The 15,701-nt window shown below is 64.0% G+C and carries 14 protein-coding genes; 7 read left to right on the forward strand and 7 right to left on the reverse strand.

All coding sequences use genetic code 11. The features are described from left to right. Positions 1-6: 6 nt before the first annotated feature. The 7 genes from F622_RS0105690 to F622_RS0105720 all read left to right on the forward strand — a co-directional run bounded on the left by F622_RS0105690 (position 7) and on the right by F622_RS0105720 (position 9,183). Complete coding sequence (locus F622_RS0105690) at positions 7-1,212, forward strand: restriction endonuclease subunit S (protein ID WP_196799426.1); 1,206 nt, start codon at positions 7-9, stop codon at positions 1,210-1,212. Next, a complete protein-coding gene (locus F622_RS0105695; protein WP_019571481.1) occupies positions 1,202-1,924 on the forward strand; it encodes an abortive infection family protein in 723 nt (240 codons plus the stop codon). The genes F622_RS0105690 and F622_RS0105695 overlap by 11 nt, the downstream gene beginning before the upstream one ends. 13 nt (positions 1,925-1,937) lie before the next feature. After that, positions 1,938-3,170 carry an AAA family ATPase gene (locus tag F622_RS0105700; RefSeq protein WP_019571482.1) on the forward strand — a complete coding sequence of 411 codons (1,233 nt, stop codon included), beginning with the start codon at positions 1,938-1,940 and terminating at the stop codon, positions 3,168-3,170. Next, positions 3,167-3,787: a DUF4276 family protein gene (locus tag F622_RS0105705; protein ID WP_019571483.1), complete on the forward strand. Its 621-nt coding sequence runs from the start codon at positions 3,167-3,169 to the stop codon at positions 3,785-3,787. The genes F622_RS0105700 and F622_RS0105705 overlap by 4 nt, the downstream gene beginning before the upstream one ends. Continuing rightward, positions 3,784-6,846, forward strand: a complete 3,063-nt coding sequence (locus tag F622_RS0105710) for a type I restriction endonuclease subunit R (RefSeq protein WP_019571484.1) — start codon at positions 3,784-3,786, stop codon at positions 6,844-6,846. Before F622_RS0105705 ends, F622_RS0105710 begins: the two co-directional genes overlap by 4 nt. Before the next feature lie 148 nt (positions 6,847-6,994). Beyond that, entirely contained in the window at positions 6,995-8,272 is a 1,278-nt protein-coding gene (gene hemL / locus F622_RS0105715; protein WP_018145282.1) for a glutamate-1-semialdehyde 2,1-aminomutase, read from the forward strand. A gap of 92 nt (positions 8,273-8,364) precedes the next feature. Then, on the forward strand, positions 8,365-9,183 hold the full coding sequence (locus tag F622_RS0105720; protein WP_019571485.1) for a sulfite exporter TauE/SafE family protein: 819 nt from the start codon (positions 8,365-8,367) through the stop codon (positions 9,181-9,183). 1,000 nt (positions 9,184-10,183) lie between these two features. On the opposite strand, the gene F622_RS0105725 is transcribed toward F622_RS0105720, so the two are convergent. The 7 genes from F622_RS0105725 to F622_RS0105755 form a co-directional block, all read right to left on the reverse strand. Continuing rightward, positions 10,184-11,125 (reverse strand): AEC family transporter, encoded by a 942-nt coding sequence (locus F622_RS0105725; protein WP_019571486.1) that lies wholly within the window; start codon positions 11,123-11,125, stop codon positions 10,184-10,186. 184 nt (positions 11,126-11,309) lie between these two features. After that, positions 11,310-11,696 carry a thioredoxin gene (gene trxA / locus F622_RS0105730; protein WP_018145279.1) on the reverse strand — a complete coding sequence of 129 codons (387 nt, stop codon included), beginning with the start codon at positions 11,694-11,696 and terminating at the stop codon, positions 11,310-11,312. A 56-nt stretch (positions 11,697-11,752) separates the two neighbouring features. Further along, entirely contained in the window at positions 11,753-12,355 is a 603-nt protein-coding gene (locus F622_RS0105735; RefSeq protein ID WP_019567639.1) for an LON peptidase substrate-binding domain-containing protein, read from the reverse strand. Continuing rightward, positions 12,352-12,987, reverse strand: coding sequence for a flavin prenyltransferase UbiX (locus F622_RS0105740; RefSeq protein ID WP_018169050.1), 636 nt, complete (start codon positions 12,985-12,987; stop codon positions 12,352-12,354). The genes F622_RS0105735 and F622_RS0105740 overlap by 4 nt, the downstream gene beginning before the upstream one ends. Further along, entirely contained in the window at positions 12,984-14,381 is a 1,398-nt protein-coding gene (mpl, locus tag F622_RS0105745; RefSeq protein ID WP_019571487.1) for a UDP-N-acetylmuramate:L-alanyl-gamma-D-glutamyl-meso-diaminopimelate ligase, read from the reverse strand. The genes F622_RS0105740 and mpl overlap by 4 nt, the downstream gene beginning before the upstream one ends. Continuing rightward, positions 14,378-14,902 (reverse strand): hypothetical protein, encoded by a 525-nt coding sequence (locus F622_RS0105750; RefSeq protein WP_019567636.1) that lies wholly within the window; start codon positions 14,900-14,902, stop codon positions 14,378-14,380. The genes mpl and F622_RS0105750 overlap by 4 nt, the downstream gene beginning before the upstream one ends. Beyond that, positions 14,899-15,687, reverse strand: a complete 789-nt coding sequence (locus tag F622_RS0105755; protein WP_038096156.1) for a VacJ family lipoprotein — start codon at positions 15,685-15,687, stop codon at positions 14,899-14,901. The genes F622_RS0105750 and F622_RS0105755 overlap by 4 nt, the downstream gene beginning before the upstream one ends. Between the last annotated feature and the right edge of the window lie 14 nt (positions 15,688-15,701).

Consider the following 15,701-nt stretch of genomic DNA (forward strand, 5'->3'; position numbering starts at 1 on the left):
GTAGACATGACTTCGGTCAATTCGGATTTTCGATGCGCATACGAGAGTGAGGAGCGCGAATTCAAAGGCGGCGGTAGCCGTTTTCAGTCCGGGGATACGTTGTTGGCGAGAATTACTCCCTGCCTAGAAAATGGAAAAATTTCCCGTTATTGCGCCCCTAGTGGCACGGTTGCGCATGGGTCTACCGAGTTCATCGTGATCCGTGGCCGAGAAGGAGTTAGCAACACTGCGTACGCGTATTATTTGACAAAATGGGAAGGCGTTCGTGGTTATGCCATAAGTCAGATGACCGGGACTTCGGGAAGACAACGCGTTCCCACGGCATCCCTTGCACATCTAGACGTACCTTTGCCGCCACTCAGTGAGCAGGTAAAAGTCGCAGAGATCCTCGGAACCCTCGACGACAAGATCGAACTCAACCGCCGAATGAATCGCACACTGGAGGTCATGGCGCGGGCCATTTTCAAAGCCTGGTTCGTGGACTTCGAGCCGATCAAGGCCAAGGCCGGCGGCGCCACCAGCTTCGGCGGCATGCCTCAGCACGTTTTCGGCCAGCTCCCCGATCGCTTCACCGACACCGAGCTGGGGCCGGTTCCGGCGGGTTGGGAGGTACGGCCTTTGTCTGATTTCGTCGAGCTTATTGGTGGTGGTACCCCAAAGCGCAAGATGGCGAATTACTGGGATGGCGACATCCCATGGTTCAGCGTGCGAGATGCACCAAATGATGGCGATGTTTGGGTCATCGACACAGAAGAGAAAATAACCCATGAGGGTGTGGAGAATAGCTCAGCTAAAATCCTGAAGCCAGGAACCTCGATTATCTCAGCACGTGGGACCGTTGGCCGCTTGGCTCTCACGGCCTTCCCCATGTCGATCAACCAGTCTTGCTATGGAGTGACCGGCAGAAATGGCGTGGGTGATTTCTTTGTGTATTTCACGCTTCACCATGCAGTGGTCGAGCTTCAGCAGCGGACCCATGGGTCGGTATTTGACACTATTACTCGTAAGACATTCGATGGATTGCATCGGGTCCTGCCTCAGCCGGAGTTGCTTGCGGCGTTTGAAGAAGCCGTGGGTCCGTACCTAATGATGGTTCGAGGAAACCTGTTCGAGAATGGACTACTTGCGAATACCCGCGACACCCTTCTCCCCAAACTAATCTCCGGCGAGCTGCGCGTCCCCGCCGCCGAAGGGGGCGCCGATGCCGTCTGAATACAGCGTCCCGGAATTTCAGCTCGCCGCTTGCCGGGAACTGCTGGACGCCCACCCGGAGTCGCTGCGCATCCGCGAGCAGGTGGAGGCTCTGGAGGAGGCCATGCCGGACCGACCCGGCATGGTGGTTTCGTTCTGCCGCACCATCATCGAGACCACCTGCAAAACTATACTCACGGACCGGGGCATGCCGGTGGATGCGGGCTGGGAAGCGCCGAAACTGGTGGCCGAGGCGATGAAATACTTGAACCTGGGGCCCAGTGAGGACGGCAGCGTGGATACGAAGCTGCGCAACGGGGCCGAGTCATTAGTGCGGGGGGTGAATCAACTCATCAGCGGGGTGGTGGAGATTCGCAATGCACACGGCTCGGCCGCCCATGGAGCTGATGCCTACGAGCCCCTGCTGGATAGTCGCTACGCGGAGATTCTGGCACGCTCCACCGATGCGGTGGTGGGCTTGCTGTTTCGCACCCATCTGCAATCGGCCAAGCGCGATCCGCTGTCGCGCTTCGCGTATGGTGAGCATCCCGATTTTGATGAATATATCGACAACGACTACGGGCCGTTTGAAGTTCTGGATATGCCATTGATCGCCAGCGAGGCGCTCTACCGCACGGACTTCCAGGCCTACCGTTCGGCGTTGGTGCAGTTCAAGCAAGAGGAGGCCGCTGGTGCGGCGGACTGTGTCGCCGGAAATGCCGGTGATGACTAAGCGGGAGCGATGAATGGACAGCGAACGAGACACCCAGCCGGCGAAGATCGAATACTTGAAGGTGCGCAACTTCCGTGCACTCAAGGACGTGGAGTTCAAGCAGCTCACTCCTCTTACGGTGCTGTTGGGACCGAATGGCAGCGGCAAAACCACAGTCTTTGATGTATTCGCATTTCTATCGGAGTGCTTCGAGTCCGGGCTTCGACGCGCCTGGGACAAGCGGGGACGTGCCAAGGAACTTAAAACGCGCGGTGGTGACGGACCGGTAACCATTGAGATCAAGTACCGGGAACCGGGCTATCCACTGATCACGTATCACTTGGCGGTCGATGAAAAGGATGGAGCACCGGTGGTGGTAGAAGAGTGGTTGCGGTGGAAGCGGGGAAGCCATGGCCAGCCCTTCCGGTTTCTGGATTACAAGGAGGGTATTGGCCGCGCCGTCAGTGGCGAACTCCCGGACAAGGAAGATCAACGCGTCGAAGTGCCGCTCAATTCGCCAGATTTGTTAGCTGTCAACGCCCTAGGGCAGTTTGCTGACCATCCGCGTGTTTCGGCATTGCGTAACTTTATAACGGGCTGGTACGTCTCGTACCTTTCGGCAGACAGTACGCGCGAGCAGCCAGAATCTGGCCCAGCCGAACGTCTTAGCAAGAGTGGGGATAATCTTGCAAACGTGATCCAGAATTTGTCTGAAAGGCATCCCGATCGACTGGAGCGCATCTTCGAAGTTCTGAGACAGCGCGTGCCGCGCGTTGAGCGCATCCTTTCGGAGACGATGCCGGACGGGCGCTTGTTGTTGCAGATCAAGGATGCACCGTTCAGCCATCCTGTGCTGGCCCGTTTCGCATCCGATGGCACACTCAAAATGCTGGCCTATCTCGTGCTTTTATATGATCCGGCACCTCCGCCATTCGTGGGTATCGAAGAACCGGAAAACTTTCTGCATCCTCGCCTGTTGCCTGAGCTTGCAGAGGAATGTAGGGGTGCTACAGAACGGACCCAGTTGCTGGCAACGACCCATTCTCCATTTTTCCTGAACGCGCTTCGTCCAGAAGAAGTGCGGGTTCTCTGGCGTGATGAAAACGGTTATACCCAGGTGCGCCGGTCGGCCGACCTTCCGGGTGTAAAGGAATTCGTGGCCGAAGGCGCCCTACTGGGGCATCTTTGGATGGAGGGACAGCTCGGTGTAGGAGATCCGTTGACGAATTATGGGGCACCCACGCGCCCGCTCGGAGGGCGCTCATGACGCCAGCCCAACATTTGGAACTGTTGGTGGAGGAACCCTCCATGGAGGCCTTTTTGAACGCATTCCTGCCGCGCCTCTTGCCGCAGGATCGGACCTTTCAGGCGCATGCATTCCAGGGCAAATCCGATTTGATGGGGAAACTGGAATCACGTCTGCGGGGTTATTCGGCGTGGTTGCCCGATGACTACCGGATCGTTGTCGTCGTGGACCGTGATGAAGAAGATGGTTGGCGGCTCAAGCAACGGCTAGAGACAATCTGCGTGAGTGCCGGCCTCACCAGCCGGTCCGCAGCGGGTGACGAACGGTGGCAGGTGGTGAACCGCGTCGCCATCGAGGAACTGGAGGCCTGGTATTTCGGTGACTGGGAAGCGGTTCGAACGGTGTACCCACGCGTCTCCGCCAACATCCCCAGCCAGCAGAGTTTCCGCGACCCAGATGCGATCAGGGGTGGGACCTGGGAAGCATTCGAGCGCATCCTTCAGCGTCGTCGTTATTTTTCGACTGGTCTACGCAAGGTAGAGGCGGCCCGTGCGATTGGTGCGCAGATTGTCCCGGAGCGATCGAGCTCCCGCAGCTTTTCGGCTTTCTGCGAAGCGATTGCAGGGGCCACGACATGAACGAAGATCGCGTCGAACGGGCTGCCCTGGGCTGGTTCGAGGCCCTCGGTTTCGACACCGCCCACGGAGCCGACCTCTCGCCCGACGCTGTGTCACCGCAGCGGGGCAGCTTCGAGCAGGTAGTGCTGGAGTCTCGGCTGCGCTCGATCCTGCGGCGGGTCAATCCTGAGCTGCCTGACGAAGCCATCGAGCAGGCGGTGCGGGTGGTGATGCGCCCGCCGGAGCCAACACTGGAACAGAACAACCGCTGGCTGCATCGGCTATTACGTGATGGCGTGGATGTCGAATACCGAACCGCCTCGGGGGAGACCCGTGGAGACAAAGCGCGGCTTCTGAACACCGAACACCCGGCAAACAACGATTGGCTGGCAGTGAATCAGTTCACGGTGCAGTGTGGCAATGCCACGCGGCGGCCGGATTTGGTGGTCTTTGTCAACGGCCTGCCGCTGGTGGTGGTCGAGCTCAAGGACCCGAGCAACGAGCAGGCGGACCTGTGGAGTGCCTACCGCCAGTTGCAGGACTACAAAGAGAAGATACCAACCCTCTTTACCTATAACGCGCTGCTGGCCATCAGCGACGGTGACCGTACGCGGGTAGGCTCGCTAACCGCTGATGCCGACCGTTTCGCGCCCTGGCGTGCCACCGACACTGACCGCATGCCGGGTGAGCCGACCCTGGAGACCTTCATCAAGGGCCTCTTCGAGCCGGGTGCCTGCGTCGATTACCTCCGCCACTGCATCACCTTTGAAGAAGACGAGCGCAGCGGCGCGATCATCAAGAAGGTGGCGGCCTACCATCAGTTCCGCGCCGTGCGGCGCGCGCGGGCCTCGGTCAAAAAGGCCCTGAAAGCCCCCGCCGGGCGGGGCGATGGACGTGGCGGCGTAATCTGGCATACCCAGGGTTCGGGGAAGAGCCTGACCATGCTGATGCTGGCCGGGGCACTGATCAGTGATGAACAATTGGCCAACCCGACCGTCGTCGTGGTGACCGACCGTAATGACCTGGATGGGCAACTCTTTGGCACTTTCGCTACAGGCCGTGCTCTGTTGCGTCAGGCCCCGGAGCAGGCCGAAAGCCGCGAAGATCTTTCTGCCAGACTCAATCGCGCGTCCGGTGGGGTGGTGTTCTCCACCATCCAGAAATTCGAGGAACGCGGCGCGGCGGTGAGCGACCGCGCCAATATCGTGGTGCTGGCGGACGAGGCTCACCGCAGCCAGTACGGCTTCCTTGAGGGCGGTGCACGCTGGATGCGCGATGCCATTCCCAACGCCACCTTTGTTGGCTTCACTGGGACCCCGCTGGAAGGCGACGACAAGAGCACGCCAGCGGTGTTTGGCGACTATGCCGACATTTACGACATCCGTCAGGCGATCAACGACAACGCCACGGTGCCGATCTTCTACGAGATGCAACTCGTGAAGCTGGTGCCGGACGAACAGGGGGTGCGAGAAGCAGAGGAAGAGCTTCAGGTGCGCCTCGCCGCAGAGGCCGACAAAGCGGGGCAGGAAGTTGCCCCGTATATACGGGTGCCACTTGAGCAACTGGTAGGCGCGCGAGAACGTTTGCGGCAAGTGGCGCAACAGATCGTCGAGCATTTCGAGCAGCGCCGCCAGGTGATCGAGGGCAAGGGCATGGCGGTGTGCATGAGCCGCACGATCTGCATGGACCTCTACGACCAGATCATCGCCTTGCGCCCCGACTGGCACGCCGATGACGACGAAGCCGGCTTTATCAAGGTGATTATGACGGGCTCTGCGACCGAGGGTGAACGGGTGATGCAGCATGCCCGCACCAAGGCACGACGCGAGGCCCTAGCGCGTCGCTACAAGGACCCGGACGACGATCTGCGCCTGGTGATTGTGTGTGATATGTGGCTGACCGGCTTCGATTGCCCTCCCATGCACACGATGTATCTGGACAAGCCGCTGGCCGGCCATAACCTGATGCAGGCGATCGCGCGGGTAAATCGGGTGTTTGGTGACAAACCCGGCGGCGTGGTGGTGGACTTTCTCGGTATTGCCGATCAATTGCGTGATGCTGTACAGACCTACACCCAAGCCGGCGGCGAAGGCAGACCGGTAGAAGACATCCAGAACGAGGCCGTGCCTCTGATGGAGCGCCAGTTCGAGGCGCTGAAGGATTTCTTCAATGGCCTGGACTATAGCGGCTTTGCCGATGGCAATGAGGCGGCGCAAATCCGGGCCGTGACCGCCGGCGCCGATTACATCTTCGAGCAGACCGATGGCAAACAGCGTTTCATGGACATGGTCACGAGCCTGTCCAAAGCCTTTTCACTGGCCGTGCCACGCCCGGAAACAGAAGCCATCCGCGACGACCTGGCCTATTTCCAGGCAGTGCGTGCAGCCATCCGCAAACGGCTGGCTGACGACGGCCCGCCACCGGGTTCGGACAACCGAGCGGCGGTGCGGCAGGTACTCTCGGGGGCCATTGCTTCAGACGGTGTGATTGACCTATTCCAGGCCGCCGGTCTCGGGGGGCAGGATGTGGGCATCCTCTCCGAGGAATTTCTCGGCCAGCTTGCGGGCATGCCGCAGAAGAACCTAGCGCTGGAGACTTTGCGCAAGTTGCTAAGTGACCAGATCCGCAGCCGCGAGCGGGTCAATATCGTGCAATCACAGGGATTTCGCGAATCCCTGGAGGCCGTGCTCACGCGATATACCAATCGCGCCATCACCACTGCCCAGGTAATCGAAGAGTTGATTGGCCTCGCTCGCACCATCCGTGATGCCGTACATCGCGGCGAGGAAACCGGCCTGTCGGAAGACGAACTGGCTTTTTACGACGCTCTGGCCAGCAACGAGTCCGCTCGTCAAGTGATTGCAGATGAAATCCTGCGCCAGATCGCCCATGAATTGTCTGATCGCATCAAGGCCAAGGCGACACTGGACTGGACCCAGCGCGATAGTGTGCGCGCGGACATGCGACGAACTGTTCGCCGGCTACTGGCTAAATATGGCTACCCGCCGGACGCGCAGGAGGCTGCAACTCAGCTCGTTATTCGACAAGCGGAGCTTTTGGCGGAGAATGCAGTGGCGTGAGGGGCAAGTGGCACAGTAACGCCACTCGCCGCACGCTCATCTTAAACGTGGCTACCAGCTAGCGTTCAATCGACCCCTTTGCACCGCCCGGCGGCCGCCGCTATGGTTGCCGGGCCTACCGATTTCATTGAACTACAGGGACACCGTCATGCAGGAAACCGAGCGTCTGTTCGAGGCCGCCAAGCAGCACATCCCCGGCGGCGTGAATTCCCCCGTGCGCGCCTTCAAGGGCGTCGGCGGGACCCCGATCTTCATGGACCGCGCCAACGGCGCCTACATGTGGGACGCCGACGGCCAGCGCTATATCGACTACATCGGTTCCTGGGGCCCGATGGTGGCCGGCCACGCCCACCCCGAGGTGATCGAGGCGGTGCGCGAGGCCTGCAACAACGGCCTGTCCTTCGGCTGCCCCACGCGGCTGGAGAACGACATGGCCGCGAAGGTCTGCGAGCTGGTGCCGTCGATGGATATGGTGCGCATGACCAACTCGGGCTCCGAGGCGACCATGAGCGCGATCCGCCTGGCGCGTGGCTATACCGGCCGCGATCGCATCGTGAAGTTCGAGGGCAACTACCACGGCCACGGCGACTCGCTCCTGGTGAAGGCCGGCTCCGGCGCCCTGACCCTCGGCCAGCCGAGTTCCCCGGGCGTGCCCAAGGAACTGGCCGCGCTGACCAGCACCCTGACCTACAACGACCCGGACGGCGTGCGCGCGTTCTTTGCCGAGAAGGGTGACGAGGTCGCCTGCATCATCGTCGAGCCCATCGCGGGCAACATGAACTGCATCCCGCCCGAGCCCGGATTCCTGGAGACCCTGCGCGAGGTCTGCGACCAGCACGGCGCGGTCTTGATCTTCGACGAGGTGATGACCGGCTTCCGCGTGTCGAAGAACTGCGCCCAGGGCTACCTGGGCGTAACCCCGGACCTGACCACGCTGGGCAAGATCATCGGCGGCGGCATGCCGGTCGGGGCCTTTGGCGGCAAGCACGCCATCATGGAACACCTCTCGCCGCTGGGACCGGTCTACCAGGCCGGCACCCTGTCGGGGAACCCGATCGCGATGACCGCCGGGCTGAAGACCCTGGAGATCCTGTCGCGCCCGGGCTTCCACGACGAGCTGGAGACGCGTACGAAGAAGGTCGTCGCGGGCTTCGAGGATGCCGCGCGCGAGGCCGGCGTGGCCGTGACCACCAACCAGGTGCCGGGCATGTTCGGGCTGTTTTTCTCGGAGCAGAAGGTCACCGACTTCGCCGGCGCCACGGCCTGCGATACCGCCGCCTTCGGCCGCTTCTTCCACGCGATGCTGGGCGAGGGGATCTACCTGGCTCCTAGCGCCTTCGAGGCCGGCTTCATGTCCAACGCCCATTCGGACGCCGACATCGACGCGACCATCGAGGCCGCCCGCAAGTCCTTCAAGGCGCTCTGAGCGCGCCCTCGCCTCTCCTGCGCAGTGAACCGGCGACCCCCACGGTCCGCCGGTCCGCTGCGCCCTGACCCGCTACTCGCCACTACGCACGAATGACCGAGACACTGATCCAGTCACCGCTGGCGCTGGGGCTCCTGTTTGTGGCGCTGGGCCTGGTCGCGGGCATCCCGGCTGGCATGTTCGGCATCGGCGGCGGGCTGATCCTGGTGCCAGTGTTCGTCGCCGTATTCAGTCTGCTGGCCTTCGATTCGGCCAGCCTGGTGCAGCTCGCGGTCGGCTCCTCGCTGGGCGCGATCATCCCCACGGCGATCCTGTCGGCGCGCGCCCACCACCGCCGGGGCGGCGTGGACGGCGCGGCGGTACGCCGTCTCCTGCCGGGCATCATCGTCGGCGCACTGATCGGCGCCTGGCTGGCCACGCGCATCGACTCCGACCACCTGGGGCGTATCTTCGGCGCCTTCGAGGTGGCGATCGGCATCTGGATGCTCCTGAACATCCAGATGCCGGAGGCCCCGGTACCCCGGCGCAGCGTCTGGCTGGGCGGCGGGGCATTGATCGGTGCGATCTCCTCGCTGATCGGCATCGGCGGCGGCACACTGACCACGCCGTTCCTGGTCAGTCAGGGGCTGGAGCTGCGCCGTGCGATCGGCTCGGCGGCGGCGCTGGGCGTGCCGATCTCCATCGGTGCCAGCCTGGTGTTCGCCCTGCCGCAATGGACCGACCCGGCCTACCAGGCGCCGGAATGGGCCCTCGGCTATCTCTACCTGCCGGCCATCCTCGGCGTCGTCATCGGCACATCCATCAGCGTACGCGGTGGCGTCTGGCTGACCCATCACCTGCCGGTCGCCCACCTACGCCGCGGCTTCGCTGGCGTCCTGATCATCGCCGGCCTCCTCATGCTCATCCGCTAGCACTTGCCCCCGCCGGCTCTTCCCCCGCTGTAGGATGCCGATGAGCGAAGCGAATCGCATCGGTCCGGCGATTGCCCCGCAGCTTGAGGCTGGTCCAGGTTCGTCCACTGTGTTTACGCCGGCTTCGGTCCACCACATGCCAGGTAGTGGCTGGCCCTGGTTCATCACCCGGTGTTTACGGTGGCTTCGGTCCGCATACTGCCCGGCGCTGACTCGCCAGCGCGCCGCGAGGTACTTCTTTGCTCGTGCAAAGAAGTACCCAAGAAACACGCCCGACTGCCGCGACCCCGGCCCGCTGCGCGGGCCGGGGTTTCCCTCGCTCCGAGGCTTTTCGCGGGCGGCGCTGAACTCGCTACGCCTTCGGCTTCGCTCAGACATCCAGCGCCCCGTGTCTATTTAGAATCGTCCCGCGAAAAGCCTCTCCACTCGGCGCGACGACAACGGGAGGCAGGTCAAGACAACGGCGATCCGAAGGCCTGTGCCATTGGATGGAGGGCGGGCTGTTCCGGCATCTGGGCACGCTCGGCCTGCGGCCATGGCGTGCCGCGCCCGCGTAGCGGGCGCCAGGGGGTAGGATGCGGATGAGCGTAGCGAATCGCATCAGGGTTTCGCACGGCGTGGGAGATGGTGCGTTTCGCTGCGCTCAACCGCACCCTACGGGATACCGCCTGTTTTGACCTTCTTCTCCCGTATGGACCCCCTCGTGGAGGGCGTGATGGGCCGGCCAGTTAAGAATGGACACGGGGCGCTGGATGTCTGAGCGAAGCCACAGGCGTAGCGAGTTCAGCGCCGCCGGCCCAGCGCGTCCGGAGCGAGGTTCCCGGGCGAAATCCGGGTGCGCCTCGAAGGGTACTTTCTTGGGCAAGCAAGAAAGTACCTCGCGGTGCGCTGGCGAGAGAGCGCGTGGCAGGTGGCCGGACGAAGGCACCGTAAACTCCAGACGATGAACCAGGGCCAGCCTAGCGGACATGCGAAAACCGACCGCACGGAGCCTCAATGGTTAGGCGATGAGGCGGGTGGCGAGAGCGAACCACAGGGGCAGGGTGACCAACGACAGCGCCGTGGTCAGCGTGACCGCGGCCGCGTAGAGCCCGGTATCCAGGCGGAAGCGATCGCAGAACACCAGACCCAGGACCATCGCCGGCATCGCCGCCTCCAGCACCGAGCCGACACCGGGCACACCCTCGAGGCCGGTCCACAGCACCAGGCCCAGCGCGAAGATGGGGGCCAGAATCAGCTGGACCACGGCCACCACCGCTAGAGGCCGGGCATCGCGTCCACGAAAGCGATTGAACACCAGCGCCAGACCCAGCGAGAACAGCATCAGCGGCGCCACGCTGTCCGCCAGGAACCCGAGAAAGACGTCCAGCCAGTCGAGCAATGGGACCCCGGCGAGATTCAGGGCCACGCCAACCACCGCCGCCCAGATCGACGGCACCGCCGCCAGCCCGCGCAGCGGGCTCCCGCCCCCGTACAGGCGTACCGACTCGGGATCGCCGTAGCGCCGCGCCAGCAACACGCCCAGCGTCAGTAGCAGCGGGAGGCAGGCAAACAGGTCGTACTGGATCGCCACCGCGCGGCCAGGCTCGCCGAACAGGCTGTCGAGCACCGGGAGACCGAGATAGGTGGCATTGGGCCAGGCAGCCGCCAGCAGCATCGCGCCGATCGCCGCACGCTCCGCCATGCAGACGCGACAGGCCAGCAACGTGACACCGACCATCGCCAGAACCGTGAGGCCCGCCACCAGGGCGATACGCAGGGAGTCGAGGCCCAGCGGGGCCACCCACAGCACCTGCAGGACCAGCGCCGGAAGCAACAGGTAGTAGACCAGAGTCGTAAGGACCCGGCGCGTCGTATCCGCATCCAGACCACCCGGCTGCAGGGCGCGCCAGACCACGCCCGCGACGATCAGCGCCCCCATCTGGGTCATCACGCTCAACATGGCAGGCGTCCGGCCTCGGGGAGCTGGGGCATGGTGACGGCATCCTTTCGCGCATGGCACAGGGGTTTGCGGTCATTCTACGATCCTGGCACGCGCCCCACACAAAAAAACCCGGCGGGGCGACGCCCCCGGCCGGGTTCGATCTCGCGGGCTGGGCCCGCGGGAAACCGTTGTCAGAGGCGGCTTACGCGCCCCCGGCCTGCTCCTGTTCCTGCTGCTGGCGCTCGACGTCGGCGCGCACCTGCTCCATATCCAGCTCGCGCACCTTGCCCAGCACCTCGTCCAGCTGACCGGCGGACAGCACGCCCGGCTGGGAGAACACGATGATCTGCTCGCGGAAGATCATCAGGGTCGGGATGGAACGGATCTGGAAGGCGCCGGCGATGGCCTGCTCCTCGTCGGTATTCACCTTGGCAAAGACCACGTCGGAGTGCTTGCCGGAGGCCTCCTCGAAGGTCGGGGCGAACTGCTGGCACGGCCCGCACCAGGGGGCCCAGAAGTCCATGATGACGATGTCATTCCCGGTAATAGTGGATTCGAAGGTGTCCTGCGTGAGTTCCTGAACGGCCATGATGGCGGGCTCCGGTTAAAAATGTACCGGAACCTTACCAGCCTCGACGCCGGCTTTCAGGATTTCGATGCTGCGAGCATGGCCGCTCGCAGGCGTTCCAGACGCTCGATCGGGTCGTCGGCCTCCAGCAATTGCTGCTTGATTTCGAGGTCGATCGGGAGCAGTTCGGTCAGCCGCGCGGCAACCCAGGTCGAGTCGTCGAAGCGCCGTTCCAGGTGCGACCAGGGCGTACCCAGCTGGTCCAGCAAGCGCTCCAGCAGATCGGCCAGCGAGGCATAATCCACCGGCAGGCTCACCTCGGGATACTCCGGCAAGGGCTCCACATCACCCAGCCACAGGCCGTCATCGGCGTGCCGGGCATTGTGGATGACCCGCCGGCCCTCGCCCTTGACCAGGATCCCCAGCAACCCGTCGGGACGCTGGTCCCAGTCCACAATGATCGCCTCGGTGCCGACACTGTAGAAACCCGCGGAGGGATCCGTCTCGGACGGGAGTTCACCGGATTCGCGTTCCGGTTCGGTCGCCACGATGACGAAGCGACCATCGCTGCGCAGGCAGCGCCGCACCATGTCCAGATAACGGGTCTCGAAGATCCGCAGCGGCAGCAACCCCTCGGGGAACAACACCGTGTTCAGCGGAAACAGCGGCAGCGTGGTCATGCATCCTCTCCCGGCTCCGGGGCCGCGCCCCAGCGCGGCACCAGGGCGTGCTCGACGTCGAGGTGATCCAGCACCCGCGCCACCATGAAGTCGATCAGGTCATCGATGGACTGCGGACGGTGATAGAAGGCCGGATTGGCCGGCATCACCACCGCACCCATGCGCGCCAGACGCAGCATGTTCTCCAGGTGGATCTCGGAGAACGGCGTCTCGCGCACCACCAGCAGGAGCTTGCGCCGCTCCTTGAGCACCACGTCGGCGGCGCGCTCGATCAGTCCGCGCGAGGCCCCGGTGGCGATGGCCGACACGGTGGCGGTGGTGCAGGGGCAAACCACCATGGCCTCCGGCACGGCCGAGCCGCTGGCGACCGGGGCGGTCCATTGCTCGGGCCCGTAACAATGGATCTGATCGGGGGCCGCCTGATAGCGGTCGGCGAAGTAGCGCGCAATCTCCACCGGGCGGCCGGGCAAATTCAGGTCCGTTTCCAGCCCGAGGACGACCTGCGCCGGCTTCGACAGCATCAGGTGCACCTGGACGCCGGACTCGACCAGGCACTGCAACAGGCGCAAACCATACGGCGCACCGGAGGCGCCGGTCAGGGCCAGAGAGATGCTGCGCGGGCGTTCGGTCATGCGGGCGTCCCCTGCAGGGCGTCAATCAGGCGCAGGTGCAACCCGTCGAAGCCTCCGTTGCTCATGATCACCAGCGTATCGCCGGATCGAACGGTGGCAAGAATCCCCTGCAGCAGGGATTCGATATCGCGCCCCACGGAGAGGTGCTCGCCGAGTTGCTGTTGCAGGCCCTCGGTGGACCAGTCGATCTCCGGAGCATGGTACAGATGCACTGCGTCGGCCTGTGCAAGCGCCGCACCCAGGGCCTCGGCGTGCACCCCCATGCGCATCGTGTTGGAACGCGGCTCGAGGATCGCCACCAGACGCCCACCCGGCGCCACCTGTCCGCGCAGCCCTTCGAGGGTCAGGCGGATCGCCGTGGGGTGGTGGGCGAAGTCGTCGATCACCCGGATGCCGTCGATCTCGGCGCGCAGCTCCTGACGCCGACGAACGCCGCGAAACGCCGGCATGGCGGCCAGGCCCGTAGCCAGCGGAACGCCGGCATGCCGAGCGGCGGCCAGGGCCGCCAGGGCATTCGCCAGGTTGTGACGCCCGGTCAGCGACCATTCCACCCGCCCCTGTGCCACGCCATCGGCCAGCACCTCGAAGACCGAGGCCTCGGGGTTCAGGGCGCGCGCGGCCAGCGCGGGGGTCGCATTTCCAGTGTCGCCTTCAGGGTCGGTCGCGAGGCGCTCCACCGGCGTCCAGCACCCCATCTCCAGCACCCTCTCCAGTGCGGCATCACCGGCCGGCATCAGGATACGCCCCTGCCCCGGCACCGTACGCACCAGGTGATGGAACTGGCGCTCGATCGCGGACAGGTCGGGGTAGATGTCGGCGTGGTCGAATTCGAGATTATTCAGGACCAGGGTGCGCGGGCGGTAATGGACGAACTTGGCGCGCTTGTCGAAGAACGCGCTGTCGTATTCGTCGGCCTCGATCACGAAAAACGGGGCATCCCCCAGGCGCGCACTGACCCCGAAATTGCCGGGGACCCCGCCGATCAGAAAGCCGGGGCTCATCCCCGCGTATTCAAGAATCCAGGCGAGCATGCTGGCGGTCGTGGTCTTGCCATGGGTACCGGCTACCGCCAGCACCCAGCGATCACGAAGGATGTGTTCGGCCAGCCACTGCGGGCCCGAGGTGTAGTCCAGCCCGCGATCCAGCAGGGCCTCGACGACGGGCATGCCGCGGCGCATTACATTACCGACCACGACGGGCCCCGCGTCGGGCAGCGTATCGGGGTCGTAGCCCTCGTGGTAGGCAATCCCGGCCTTTTCCAGCTGATCGCTCATGGGCGGGTACAGCTTCTGGTCGGAACCCGTGACCGCATACCCCTGCGCGCGCGCCAACTGGGCCAGTCCGCCCATGAAGGTCCCGCCAATCCCGAGGACGTGGAGCTGCCCGCCGGTCACTGGAACAGCCCGATCGCGGTCTGGGTGGCCACGCTGGAGACCACTATATAACCAAGCGCGATCAGCATTCCCACCAGACGGGAACCCAACCCCAGCGCCTGCTGCAGGATGTGACCAAAGACGAGCAGCAACCAGGCCAGGAGCACCAGCATGCCGAACACGACCCCGGTGGCGACCTCCTCCGGGTCGCGCGCCGGATCGGGTCCGCCCGCCAGCACCATCAGCAACGCCATCAACAAGCCCAGGACCGCGCCGGTCCCCGCCATCGCGGTGAAGGTCTGGCGCCAGCGATCCGCTACGCCCTGCATGCTCAGCAGGATGGCGACAAAGGCATACAGGACCACCAGGTCCATCACGTTCAGTGCCAGCGCCTGGCCGAAGCCGTACAGCGGGATCCCGATCACCATGCCGGCGATCAGGGCGATGCCGACCCAGAAGACCAGCGTGCCGTTATCCGCCGGCAGGTCCTGCGGCCCGGCGTGCAGGCGCAGGATGTTCAGCATCGCGGCAAGGCCGTTCAACGTTCGCTCTCCTCGGCCTCCATGGCCTCCATCGCCTCGAGCTCATCCAGTTCGTCCAGCATGGCATCGGCCTCGCCATCCGGCCTGCCGCCCCGCACCAGGAAGTCCCGGCGCTGCAGGTAACCCTGGCGCATCGCGATGTAGGGGTCGTCGGACAGTTGCGCCAGCATACGTTCGGTCGGGATCAAGCCGGCGCGCATGTCGACCACGTCCAGTGCGATCAGGCCGATCCACCACCCGGTGTGATCGTCGCGCAGGTTAGTGTGATAGAGCGGGCTGGTGTATCCATCCACCAGCCGCGCCGGGGCATCCCGTGCCGTGCTCGGTCCGAGGAAGGGCAGCTGGAGGTAGGGGCCTCGCGCCACGCCCCAGGCGCCCAGTGTCTGGCCGAAGTCCTCGTTGTTCTTGTCCAGCCCCATGGGCGAGGCGACGTCGATCAGCCCGAACAGCCCGAAGGTCGAATTGAACATGATTCGCCCGGTATCCGAGGCGGCGTTTTCCAGGTTGCCCTGCAACAAGTTGTTGAACAGGACCGTGAAGTCATTGAGGTTGGAAAAGAAGTTGCCCACCCCGGTCTGCACCGGTTGCGGCAGGCGCTGGTACTGCACTGCGGCCGGGCGCAGCAGCGACTCGTCGAAGTCCTGATTGATCTCGAACACCGCCCGGTTGTAGGACTCCCAGGGATCATCGGGGTGGCGGTCCTCGCTGGGCACCGTCGCGCAACCGGCCAGGCCAAGGAACATCAGGGCCAGCAGGCCCGGGCGCAAACAGGAGACAACAGACATGTGATTCCTTAATT

Origin of the sequence: Thioalkalivibrio sp. ALMg3, assembly GCF_000381225.1 — a bacterium.
Taxonomy (GTDB): Bacteria; Pseudomonadota; Gammaproteobacteria; order Ectothiorhodospirales; family Ectothiorhodospiraceae; genus Thioalkalivibrio; species Thioalkalivibrio versutus.